The organism is Haloechinothrix aidingensis (genome assembly GCF_013450155.1).
GTDB lineage: Bacteria > Actinomycetota > Actinomycetes > Mycobacteriales > Pseudonocardiaceae > Haloechinothrix > Haloechinothrix aidingensis.
In genome coordinates, this window is the sequence record NZ_JACCKD010000009.1 from 1 (window position 1) to 12,105 (window position 12,105).

Sequence of the window (12,105 nt, forward strand, 5' to 3'; positions counted from 1 at the left end):
CAAGCACACACTAGCTCAAAAAACTTAGAGCAAACACAAGCACACTGTTGAGTTCTCAAACAACACACCAGAGCGTCTTTCCGAGAAGCGCGTACGATCCCGGAGAAAAACTCCCTAATTATCTCCCAGAGAAGCGTCGGCCCCGAAACAATCTCTCGTCGAGAAGGTTTCGTGCGGGTACCGGCTCAACTTCAGGGCCGTCGCAGTACTTTACCCGGTCCGTTTCGCGGTGTCAACACCGCCCGTCCCGGCTGTTCTCTGCTTTCAAGATCAACTCTATCAGCAGGTCCCTGGTGCCTTTCCCGGGGGGTCCTTCTTCGAATTTCCCCGTCGGCCTGGCGTTCCTGGCGACAAATGAGAACACTACACGGCCGCCGAGGATGCTGATCACCGGGGGTGCGTTCTCCGGGTATCCCCTGGTCAGACGACCGGGAGCAGGGTCCGGAGCTCGTACGGCGTAACCTCGCGCCGGTAGCTGTCCCACTCCACCCGCTTGTTCCGCAGGAAGAAGTCGTACACGTGCTCGCCGAGCGCCTCGGGGAGCAGCTCGGACCGTTCCATCTCGCCGAGTGCCTCGCCAAGGTTCTGTGGCAGCTCCGCATAGCCTGCGGCCTTACGCTCGGCGTCCGAAAGAGCCCAGATGTCGTCCTCGGCCGCGGGCGGCAGCTCGTACCCCTCGGTCACACCCTTCAGCCCCGCGGCGAGTATCACCGAGTACGCCAGATACGGGTTGCACGCCGAGTCCAGGCTCCGGATCTCGACCCGCCGGGAGGAGGCCTTACCCGGCGAGTACATGGGGACCCGCACCAGCGCGGACCGGTTGGCCCGGCCCCACGACACCGCGGGCGGCGCCTCCCCACCACCGCCGAGGCGCTTGTAGGAGTTCACCCACTGGTTCGTCACCGCCGAGATCTCGCGCGCGTGGGTGAGCAGGCCCGCGACGAACGCCTTGCCGGTCGGCGACAGCTCGTCGGGGTCCTCCGGGTCGTAGAACGCGTTCTGATCACCTTCGAACAGGCTGACGTGGGTATGCATGCCGGAACCCGGTTGGTCGGTGAACGGCTTCGGCATGAACGTGGCACACACGTTCTGCGTCAGCGCGACCTCCTTGACCACGTAGCGGAAGGTCATCACGTTGTCGGCCATGCTCATCGCGTCCGCGTAACGCAGGTCGATCTCCTGCTGCCCTGGAGCGCCCTCGTGGTGGCTGAACTCGACCGAGATCCCCATCGCCTCGAGCGTCTCGATGGCGTGCCTGCGGAAGTGTGTCGCGCGCGCGTGACTGGCCTGGTCGAAGTACCCGCCGTTGTCGGCGGGCTCGGGCGGGGACCCGTCGTCGGGCATGGACGACAGCAGAAAGAACTCGATCTCGGGGTGGACGTAGCAGGTGAACCCCGCCTCGGCGATCCTGGACAGCTGGCGCCGCAGCACGTGCCGCGGATCGGCCCAGGACGGCGAGCCGTCCGGCATCGCGAGATCACAGAACATCCGCGCCGAGTAGTGCCCTCCTTCCAGGGTCTCCCAGGGCAGGACCTGGAACGTCGCGGGATCGGGTTTGGCGACCATGTCGGACTCGTACACCCTGGCGAAGCCTTCGATGGCCGAGCCGTCGAACCCGATGCCCTCGTTGAACGCCCCCTCCAGCTCGGCGGGGGCGATCGCGACGGACTTGAGAAAACCGAGGACGTCGGTGAACCACAGGCGGACGAATCGAATGTCCCGTTCCTCGAGCGTGCGCAGCACGAACTCTTGCTGGCGATCCATGGCCACAGACTATCCGCCGGACCGGCCGGGTGGCAGGTGACATGCCCGCGCCGGGGCCGGAATCCGCCGCGCTCGTGACCCGTCCGCCGTACTCCCGCCCGCGCCGGTATCCGCTGCCCTGCTCACCACGCCCCGCTGCCCGGCTGCGCCGGCGGTTCTGAGACGTCTACCACACGTTCCCGCGCAGCGGTCGGGTCGGCCGGGTCACTGCGTCCCGCAGGTGGTGCCGTCCTCCGGCAGCTCACCATGCACCAGGTAGGCGATGCCCGCGCTGTCCACGCAGTCGTTGCCCTGCCCGAACACGGTGTGCTGGGTGCCCTCGAACGTCAGCAGCGTCCCGTTCATCGCCTCGGCCAGCTGCACACCGGCCTCGTAGGGCGTCGACGGATCCTGCGTGGTGGAGATCACCAGAGCGGGTGGCGCCCCCTCCACATCCGGCAAGCGGGGCTCGGAAGTGTTGGGGACCGGCCAGAACGCGCATACACCCCGCGCGGCGGGCGTCGGTCGCCCGCTGTCGAGGAACGGCGCCACCTCCGAGTACTCCTCCTGAGCCTCCTCGATCTTCTCGCGGTCGGTCACCCGGGGATCGTCGACGCACCGGATCGCCTCGAACGCGTCCTGGGTCGTGGTGTACGAGCCGTCGGACTGCCGCTCGTTGTACATATCGGCAAGCATCATCAGCTGCTCACCCCGCTGCCGCTGGAGCTGGGACAGCCCCGATTTGAGCGGCTCCCAGAGATCCTGACTGTAGAGCGCCTGCACGGTGGCCGTTGTAGCGTCACCGAACGACAGCTCGCGGCCGTCCTCGAGCTCGACCCCGTTGTCCACGAGCGGCTGCACGAGGTCCTGGTACTCCTCGGTCGCCTCGTCCGGGTCGTCGCCGAGCGGGCAGTCCTCCCGGCCGGTACACCACTCCGCGAACTCCTCGAATGCCTGCCCGAAGCCCTCGCCCTGCGCGATGAGGGAGTCGACCAGCTCCTGCTCGGGGTCGAGCGCGCCGTCCAGCAGCAGGGCGCGCACGTTGTCGCCGAACGCCTCCGCGTAGCTGTAGCCGATGCGCGTTCCGTACGAGTACCCCAGGTAGGTCAGCTTCTCGTCCCCGAGTACCGACCGCAGCACGTCGATATCCCGCACGACGTCGCGCGTGCCGATGTTGGCCAGCATGTCCTCGCCGTACTCGGTGCGCTCGACGCACTTCTCGGCGAACTCCCTCGCCAGCTCCTCCGCCTCGCGCACCGCCTCCGGCGAGCCGTCGAACTCGTGGTCGTCGGCGCGCTTCTCGTCACGCTCCTCGTCGGTGAGGCACTCGACCTGGGGTTCGCTCGCCCCGACGCCGCGCGGGTCGAACCCGACGATGTCGAAACGCTCGGTGAGCTCGGTGCCGGAAAGCCGGTTCGCGGTGTGCACCGCCTGCCCCATCCCGGCCGCGCCGGGACCGCCCGGATTGAAAACCAGCGAGCCGATCCGCTCCTCCTGGTTCGACGCGGGAATACGGGAGACTCCGATGGAGATCGTCTCGCCGTCCGGCTCGGAGTAGTCGAGCGGAACGTCGATCCTGGCGCACTGCGCGTCGGGGTCGTTGAGCATCCGCTCGGCCATCTCGGACGTGGCGTACGGCCCGCACTCTTCCCAGGTAATGCCCTGCCCGTAGTACTCGTCGAGCCCGTCGGGAACCTGACCGGTCGGTCCGTGCGTTTCGGTCACCGGTAGTTCCGGGGCATCTTCGGGATCATCGGAGGTACATCCACCGAGCAACGCACCGAGGAGGAGCAACGCGAACGGGACACGGAATACTTGGCGCACACGGTGATGATGCCATGGTCGGTGTGTGCGGCCGCACACGCACGCCCCGACCCGTGCCGGAGAGGCAGGTCAGCGCGCACCACGCGATCGTGCCCGGTGCCCGAGCAGACGGAGAATGAAGCGGATGACACAGAAGCAGGCATCCCTGCTCACCCGTAGCAGGCGGCTGTTGCGCAGGCTCGTGGACCGACCGGCCAGCGTCGACCTCACGCGGTACGAGGCACTGCTACCCGCCGTCGGCGCGCGTGAGCCCGACCTGCGCGAGCTGACCGACGCCGGGCTGACCGACGCCGCCGCCGCGCTCCGCGGCAGCGACGACGCGCGGCCAACGCCCACCGACGAGCAGCTCGTCGAGATCTGCGCGATCGGCAGGGAAGCAGGCAGGCGCGCGCTCGGTGAGCGGGCGTTCGACGTCCAGCTGCTCGGCGTGATGGGGCTGCTGACGGGACGGGTGATCCAGATGGCCACCGGCGAGGGCAAGACGCTCGCGGGTGCCATCGCAGCGGCCGGTCACGCGCTGCGCGGCAGGCACGTGCACGTCATCTCGGTCAACGACTACCTCGCGCGCCGGGACGCGCGATGGATGCGCCCGGTGCTCGATCTCTTCGGTGTGTCCGTGGACTGGGTCGAGCCGGGGCACGGCAGGACCGAGCGCGCGCGGGCCTACGGCTGCGAGGTGACCTACGGCTCGGTCAGCGAGATCGGGTTCGACCTGCTCCGCGACCGGCTCGCGACATCGACGGCCGATGTGGTGCAGCGCGCCCCCGATGTCGCCGTGGTGGACGAGGCGGACTCGGTGCTGGTGGACGAGGCACGCATTCCCCTCGTCATGGCGGGCTCGGTGGCCTCGGGCGCACCGGACACCGAGGCGGCGCGCATCGTGTCGCGGCTGCGGCCGGGGCTGCACTACGAGACCGACGCCGACGGCCGTAACGCGTGGCTGACCCCTGCGGGGTCGTCCGTCGTCGAGAAGACCCTCGGCGGGATCGACCTCTACTCGGACTCCGGGACGCGACGGCTGGCGGCGATCAACGTCGCGCTGCACGCCCACGTGCTGCTCACCCGCGACGTCGACTACCTCGTGCGGGACGACAAGGTGCAGCTCATCAATACCTCGCGGGGCAGGGTCGCAGAGCTGCAGCGCTGGCCGGACGGGCTGCAGACGGCGGTGGAGGCCAAGGAAGGGGTCCCCCCGTCGGACCAGGGCGAGATCCTCGACTCCGTCACGGTGCAGGGGATGCTCGCGCGCTACCCCACTGTCTCGGGCATGACCGGGACAGCGGTCGCCGTGGCGGAGACCCTGCGCGAGTTCTACAAACTCGAGATCGCGGTCATCCCCCCGAACGAATCCAATATCCGGGTCGACGCCGCCGACCGGGTCTTCGCCACCCAGGCCGACAAGTTCCGCGCCGTGGTCGCCGAGGTACAGCGGATCCATGCCGGGGGCAGGCCGGTCCTGATCGGCACCCAGGACGTCGCCGAGTCGGAGGAGTTGGCAGGCAAGCTCGCCAGGGCCGGGTTGGACTGCGTGGTGCTCAACGCCCGCAACGACGCCGAGGAGGCCGAGATCATCGCCGAGGCCGGCACGAAGGGCGCGATCACCGTGTCCACCCAGATGGCCGGTCGCGGCACCGACATCAAGCTCGGCGGAAGCCACGGCACCACCGAAGACTACGAGCAGGTCGTCGAGCTGGGCGGCCTCTACGTGATCGGTACGGCCCGGTATCGCAGCAGCCGCCTGGACGACCAGCTACGCGGTCGCGCGGGCAGGCAGGGCGACCCCGGCGGGTCGATCTTCTTCGCCAGCCTCAACGACGAGGTGGTACTCGCCGGCGCCCCCGATGTGCCCGGCGACCCACCGACCGACGACAACGGGGAGGTCACCAGCCCCGCGATCAGCAGGCACATCGACCACGCGCAGCGCGTCACCGAGGCCGCGAACCTGGAGATTCACCGCAACACCTGGCGCTACACGCGGCTGATCGAGCGGCAGCGCGACGACCTGCTCGGCTACCGGGAGGAGGTGCTGCGCGGCGAGCGCGCGGTCGAGCTGCTGAGGTCGCGATGCCCGCAGCGGTTCGCCGAGCTGGACGCGGTGGTGGACGAGACCGAGCGTGCCCGGATATGCCGGGAGATCCTGCTGTTCCATCTGGACGAGCTGTGGTCGCAGCACCTGGCCGTGCTCGCGGACGTGCGGGAGAGCATCCATCTGCGCGCGCTCGGCAGGGAGACACCCATCGACGAGTTCCACCGTGCGGCGATACCCGAGTTCCACGCGATCTATCCGGAGGCCGAGCGGCTGGCCGAGGCGACGTTCTCCGAGATCACGGTGGACGAGGGCGGGGCCGACCTGGCCGGGGCCGGGGTGCGCAGGCCGACGTCGACGTGGACCTACGTGGTGCACGACAACCCGTTCGACTCCGACGCGGAGCAGGCCCTGAAGAAGGTGCGGGGCACGTTGCGCAAGCGGCGCGGCTGAGGAGCCCGGCCGGGACCGGGCACCCGTGCGCGACAATGGCGGTATGGCTCAACTGCGCACCGCACTCGCCCAGGTGAACCCCACGCTCGGGGATCTGGACGGCAACGCCGGGCTCATCGTGGAGTGGACGCGCGCGGCCGCCGATGCCGGGGCGCACGTCACGGTGTTCAGCGAGATGACCCTGACGGGGTATCCGGTGGAGGATCTGGCGCTGCGGCCGACCTTCGTGGACGCGTGCCGGCACGCCGTCGACCGGCTCGCCGGGCGCCTCGCCGAGGCAGGGTGCGGTGACGTCCTCACCTACGTCGGCTACCTGGATGCCGACGAGGCAGGCCCGCGCAACTCGGTCGCCGCGCTGTACCGGGGTGAGGTCGTCGCCCGGCAGGCCAAGCATCACCTGCCCAACTACGGTGTCTTCGACGAGCGGCGGCACTTCCGGCCCGGCGAGACGCTCGACGTGCTCCGGCTGCACGGGGTGGACATCGGGGTCGTGGTCTGCGAGGACCTCTGGCAGGACGGCGGCCCGGTCAGCGCGCTCGCCCGGTCCGGGGTCGATCTGATCGTGGCGCCGAACGCCTCCCCGTACGAGCGGTCCAAGGACGACATCCGCCTGCCCGTCGTCGCCGAGCGGGCACGTGAGGCAGGCGTGCCGGTGGCGTACTGCAACCAGGTCGGCGGCCAGGACGATCTCGTCTTCGACGGGGACTCCTTCGTCGTCGACCGATCCGGTGCCCTGCTGGCACGTGCCCCCCAGTTCGTCGAGCACCTCCTGGTCACCGACCTCGAGCCGGCCTCGACGGAGCCGGTCACCGGAGCGGCCGCGGGCACCTTCTCCGGCCTCGAGGTGCGCAGAACCGTGCTCTCCGACGAGGCCGTGCCCGGTTACGAACCGCTCCGTGCCCCGGAGATCCGCGAGCCGCTGTCCGACGAGGCCGAGGTCTGGTCCGCACTGGTGCTCGGGCTGCGGGACTACGTGCACAAGAACGGCTTCCGTTCGGTCATCTTCGGCTTCTCCGGCGGTATCGACTCGTCGGTGACCGCCGCCCTCGCCGCCGACGCGCTCGGGCCGGACGCCGTGCACGGCGTGTCCATGCCCTCGCAGTACTCCTCGGAGCACTCCAGGACCGACGCGGCCGAGCTGGCACGCAGGCTGGGCTGCCACTTCCGTACCGAACCGGTCGGCGAGCTCGTGGCGGGCTATGTCGGCAAGCTCGGGCTCACCGGGTTGGCCGAGGAGAACGTGCAGGCCCGGGTGCGTGGTGTGCTGCTGATGGCGCTGTCCAACGCCGAGGGGCACCTGGTGCTGGCGCCCGGCAACAAGACGGAGATCGCCGTGGGCTACTCCACCCTGTACGGCGACTCGGTCGGCGCGTTCGCGCCGATCAAGGACGTGTTCAAGACGCAGGTGTGGAACCTGGCGCGCTGGCGCAACACCGAGGCCGACAAGCGCGGTGAGACCCCGCCCATCCCGGAGGGCTCCATCACCAAGGAGCCCTCCGCGGAGCTGCGTCCCGGGCAGGTCGACACCGACTCGCTACCGGACTACGCCGTGCTCGACGACATCCTGGACGATTACGTGGAGGGTGACCGCGGCTTCGCCGAGCTGCTCGCCGCGGGCTTCGACCCCGCCACCATCGACCGCGTGGTGCGCATGGTCGACACGGCCGAGTACAAGCGCCGCCAGTACCCGCCGGGCACGAAGATCACCTTCAAGGCCTTCGGGCGCGATCGCCGGTTACCGATCACCAACGCGTGGCGCGAGGTGCACTAGGGCTCACCCCAGGTCGAACCCGGCCTCGGTCAGGGTGGCACGCAGCTCGGGTCCGGCGTACTCGAGCAGCGGGCGCAGCCGTTCGGTATGCCCGCCCCTCTCGGCCGCGCGTGCCAGCGCGAGCAGCGTGTCCCGGTCGGTAAGGGCATCGCGTGCCGCCAGCCGCCGCAGGGCATCCTCCGGCATGCTGGCCAGCACGGTGAGCAGCTCGGGTTCGAAGCCGTCCCGCACCACGGTGCGCAGCAGCCCGTCCAGCGCCTCGGCAGGAACCTCCGCCGCGTGCCCGGCGAGCGTGCCGCGCAGCTCGGCGTCGTCCACCCGCGCGATCAGCGCCAGCCCGGCGGCGTGCAGCTCGGCGGTACCGGTCAGGGCGGTGTGCACGACACTGCGTATCCGCTCGGCGGGCAGCGCCCGGACCGCGCTGGTCAGGTGTGCCTCGGACTCGGCGTAGAACGCGATCCACAGCAGCGCCACATCGGAGGTGATCACCGCGACGGCGGCCCGCACCAGCCGCTCCGTCGCCGCGTCGATCATCCTGCCGAGCGTGACGTACTCCTCTCGGTCCACCAGTTCCCGAGCGACCTCGGTGGCCCGTTCCACCGGCACCTGGCTGATCAGCTCCCGGACCTTGCGCGGGTCGATGCTGACGCACACATCGGCCATGTAGCCGACCGACAGCCGCTTGGCGAACTCGCCGACCCGATCGGTGCCGATCTCCGCGGCGACCTTCGACGTGATCATGGGCGGGAACGCGCGCTCGGCGATCCGCACGCACAACGCGGGCGGCAGCAGCGTGCTCGCCTTCGCGATGCTCTGGTACAGCTCGCGGTGCCGGTCGTGCATCGCCGCGCTGGCTGCCTCGCGCAGCTCGTGGATCTCGGCTGCCTCGAGCGAGCCGAGGAACGCCACACAGTCCTCTGTGGTGTCCAGCGCGCGGGCGAGCTTGGTCAGTTCCGCCCGGGTGGCCAGGTCCTGGCTCATGACTCACACTCCGAGGATCTTGCGCACGCCCGGTCGCAGCAGCGCCGGGATGTGGGACAGGGACTCCTCGGCGACCGACCGCAACTTCTCGGCGTGCCTGCGGTTCGCCTTGCGCAGCTCCTCGTGCAGCCGCTCGGCCTGCTCGTCGGACAGGGAGTCGATCGACGGCTGGTCCCCGAGCCAGCCGCGAAGCACCTCCCTGGCACTCCCCGTGGTCCTGCTGTCGCTCATGATGCACCTCGTTGTGCCATTTCGCGCCGGTCGTGCGGTCACGCAGACCCTAACCCGCAACGCCCGTTGTGTGCCGCCGTCCACGCCGCGGGTCACCGCGCGCCGCCGGATCGTGTACCGCCGTCCTGCCAGGTGACGGCCCTGCCGGCCGGGTCCGTGTGACTCGCGTCCCATCCGCCTGTCCCCGCCGCCACCGCGGTGCCAGGCTTGGGAGGTACACCATCCGCGCCAAGCCCGGGGACCCGCTGACGGGCCTCGAGGAAAGGACGGTTGACGCCGATGTCCGCGGACAACTCGACTCCCGCTCCAGACGGATCGACCGAGACCCCCGCCCCGTACGGCACGGGGGCCGGATCCACACCCGACTCGCCCCGCAAGCGGGTCCGTGTCCACCACCTGCGTGAGTACAAGGACCGCGGTGAGCCGTGGCCGATGCTCACCGCGTACGACATGTACACCGCCGAGCTGTTCGACGAGGCGGGTATCCCTGTGCTGCTCGTCGGCGACTCCGCCGCCAACAACGTGTTCGGCTACGACACCTCGCTGCCCGTCGACGTCGACGAGATGCTGCCGCTCGTGCGGGCCGTGACCCGCTCGACCACGCACGCGCTTGTGGTGGCCGACCTGCCGTTCGGCTCGTACCAGCTCTCCGTCGAGCAGGCGATGGGCACGGCGGTGCGGTTCATGAAGGAAGGTCGCGCCCACGCGGTCAAGCTGGAGGGCGGGCGGGACTTCGTCCCGCACGTCGAGGCGCTGACCTCCGCCGGAATCCCGGTCATGGGGCATATCGGTTTCACCCCGCAAAGCGAGCACAACCTCGGCGGCTACCGGGTCCAGGGCCGCGGCGAGTCCGGGGAGACGATGCTGGCCGACGCGCTGGCCCTGCAGGAGGCGGGCGCCTTCGCGGTGGTGATGGAGATGGTGCCCGCGGAGGCTGCCAAGCGCGTGACGCACGAGCTGGCGATCCCGACGATCGGCATCGGCGCGGGGCCGCACTGCGACGCGCAGGTCCTGGTATGGCAGGACATGGCGGGGTTGCGCCGGGGTAAGGCGCCGCGCTTCGTCAAGCGTTACGCCGACGTCGCGGGCGTGCTGTCCTCGGCGGCCGCGTCCTTCGCCGACGAGGTCCGCAGGGGTGAGTTCCCCGCCCCCGAGCAGTCGTTCCACTGAGGTGAGTGGCCGCGTGACCGGGCGGGACCGGCGGGACGGCCTCTACCCGCCGATCCGGCCGCACCTGCGGGGCTCGCTGGATACCGGTGACGGGCACACCGTGTACTGGGAGGTCAGCGGGAACCCGCACGGCAGGCCCGTCGTGGTGGTGCACGGCGGGCCGGGGACCGGCAGCGCACCGGTCTCGCGGCAGCTTTTCGACCCCGATGCGTACCGGATCGTGCTGTTCGACCAGCGTGGCTGCGGGCGCAGCACGCCCGAGGTCGGTTCGAGCACCGGCGGCCTGGCCGGCAACACCACCTGGCACCTGGTGGCGGATATGGAACGGCTGCGCGAGCACCTGGGCATCGAGCGATGGCTGGTTTTCGGGTGGTCCTGGGGGTCGGCACTGGGCCTGGCCTACGCCGAGACCCATCCGCAGCGGGTGAGCGGGATCGTGCTGCGCGGGGTGTTCACCGCTCGCGACTCCGAGCTCGACTGGCTGTACCGGGGCGGTGCGGCCCACCTGTTCCCGGACGACTGGGAAGCGTTCCTGTCCCCCGTCCCGGATGGTGAGCGGCACGACCCGCTCGCCGCCTACGCCAGGCTCGTCACCGACCCCGATCCCGACGTGGCGCGGAACGCGGCGGTGTCCTGGAGCGAGTGGGAGGCCGCGCTCTCCGCGCTGGTGCCGTCGCCCGCCGCGCGGGCGGAGTTCGCCGACCCGGCCACGGCCGTGCCGTTCGCGCGGATCGCGCTGCACTACTTCGCGCACCGGGCGTGGCTGGACGAGGGGCAGCTGATCCGGGACGCCGGCAAGCTCGCCGGGGTTCCCGGGGTGCTCGTGCAGGGGCGGTACGACGCGGTGTGCCCGCCGACGACGGCCTACGAGCTGTACAAGGCGTGGCCGGGCTGCGAGCTGGTGCTGCTCAACGGCGCGGGCCACTCGCTGTGGGATCCGGGGGTGCTCACCCAGCTGGCCGAGGCCACCGACCGGTTCGCAGCGGGGTGAGGACTCAGCCGAGCACCCTGTCCAGAGCCGCGGACAGCTCCGCGTGGGCATCCACAAGCGATGGTCCGTACCAGGTCAGGTACCGCCCGGAGACCAGTACGTAGGTCACGCCGGGGAACCAGTCCGGGCCGTCGTCGTCGGTGAAGTAGTACGGCTCGTCCGGGAGCACGAGCAGATCCGCGCTGCCGTCGGTGAACTTCGCACGCAGCTCGTCCAGCTTCGGCCTCGGGTAGCGATCCGTGTGTGCGGAGTAGACGGTCGACACGCCGAGCCGGTGCAGGACGTCGCCGGCGAAGGTGTCCCGGCCGAGTACGACCCACGGTTTGCGCCACACCGGGACGAGCGCGGTCGCCCGGTGCGTCCGCGGGTGCGCCCACGCCTGCTCGGCCGCGACGAGCCATTCCGGTTCGGACACCCGGAACACCTGGGTGAGCACGCGACGCAGCGAGGCGAGCGCTGTCAGCACGGTGGACGGGGCCTCCGTGACCCACACCGGGATCCCGTCGGCACGCAACCGCTCGACATCCTCCGGCCGGTTCTCCTCCGAGTTCGCCAGCACCAGGTCGGGACGCAGGCCGAGCACGTCGTCCACGCGGGGGTACTTGGAGCCGCCGACCCGTGCGACGTTCAGTGACGGCGGGTGTGTGCAGTAGTCGGTCGCGGCGACAAGCACGCCGGGAACGGTGCGCTCGACGGCCTCGGTCAGCGAGGGCACGAGCGAGACCACCCTGCCCGGTTCCCGGTCCAGCGGAACCTCTTCGCCGAGGTCGTCGATCAGGTGCATCTACCCAGCGTGTCATGCGGTACACCTGCCGTCGTCCGCGGCCGGTGATCGTCACGCGACTCGCGATATACGGGTGCGGTGCTCGCTGCCCGGATTGTGGATGACCCGGGTGCTTGTGTGTGGTCGGTGTG

9 protein-coding genes are annotated in these 12,105 nt (G+C 70.0%); 4 read left to right on the top strand and 5 right to left on the bottom strand.

The window, feature by feature from the left end; all coding sequences use genetic code 11:
* Window positions 1–420: 420 nt before the first annotated feature.
* Both H0B56_RS20400 and H0B56_RS20405 read right to left on the bottom strand, forming a co-directional pair.
* Window positions 421–1,764, bottom strand: a complete 1,344-nt coding sequence (locus tag H0B56_RS20400) for a glutamine synthetase family protein (protein WP_180894735.1) — start codon at window positions 1,762–1,764, stop codon at window positions 421–423.
* A 204-nt stretch (window positions 1,765–1,968) separates the two neighbouring features.
* Entirely contained in the window at window positions 1,969–3,567 is a 1,599-nt protein-coding gene (locus tag H0B56_RS20405) for an alpha/beta hydrolase (RefSeq protein WP_425484556.1), read from the bottom strand.
* Window positions 3,568–3,691: 124 nt separating this feature from the next.
* On the opposite strand from H0B56_RS20405, the gene secA2 reads away from it, so the two are divergent.
* Together secA2 and H0B56_RS20415 are read left to right on the top strand one after the other, a co-directional pair.
* On the top strand, window positions 3,692–6,046 hold the full coding sequence (gene secA2, locus H0B56_RS20410) for an accessory Sec system translocase SecA2 (RefSeq protein ID WP_180894736.1): 2,355 nt from the start codon (window positions 3,692–3,694) through the stop codon (window positions 6,044–6,046).
* 43 nt (window positions 6,047–6,089) lie between these two features.
* Window positions 6,090–7,817: an NAD+ synthase gene (locus H0B56_RS20415; protein ID WP_180894737.1), complete on the top strand. Its 1,728-nt coding sequence runs from the start codon at window positions 6,090–6,092 to the stop codon at window positions 7,815–7,817.
* 3 nt (window positions 7,818–7,820) lie between these two features.
* On the opposite strand, the gene H0B56_RS20420 is transcribed toward H0B56_RS20415, so the two are convergent.
* Both H0B56_RS20420 and H0B56_RS20425 read right to left on the bottom strand, forming a co-directional pair.
* A complete protein-coding gene (locus H0B56_RS20420; RefSeq protein ID WP_180894738.1) occupies window positions 7,821–8,798 on the bottom strand; it encodes a hypothetical protein in 978 nt (325 codons plus the stop codon).
* 3 nt (window positions 8,799–8,801) lie between these two features.
* Window positions 8,802–9,029: a hypothetical protein gene (locus H0B56_RS20425; protein ID WP_180894739.1), complete on the bottom strand. Its 228-nt coding sequence runs from the start codon at window positions 9,027–9,029 to the stop codon at window positions 8,802–8,804.
* Window positions 9,030–9,308: 279 nt separating this feature from the next.
* Here H0B56_RS20425 and panB point away from each other — a divergent pair, with 279 nt between their 5' ends.
* Window positions 9,309–10,199 carry a 3-methyl-2-oxobutanoate hydroxymethyltransferase gene (gene panB / locus H0B56_RS20430; RefSeq protein WP_180894740.1) on the top strand — a complete coding sequence of 297 codons (891 nt, stop codon included), beginning with the start codon at window positions 9,309–9,311 and terminating at the stop codon, window positions 10,197–10,199.
* Between the two features lie 13 nt (window positions 10,200–10,212).
* Entirely contained in the window at window positions 10,213–11,190 is a 978-nt protein-coding gene (gene pip / locus H0B56_RS20435; RefSeq protein ID WP_180894741.1) for a prolyl aminopeptidase, read from the top strand.
* Window positions 11,191–11,194: 4 nt separating this feature from the next.
* Here pip and H0B56_RS20440 read toward each other — a convergent pair whose 3' ends face one another.
* A complete protein-coding gene (locus tag H0B56_RS20440) occupies window positions 11,195–11,968 on the bottom strand; it encodes a helical backbone metal receptor (RefSeq protein ID WP_180894924.1) in 774 nt (257 codons plus the stop codon).
* Window positions 11,969–12,105 lie beyond the last annotated feature (137 nt).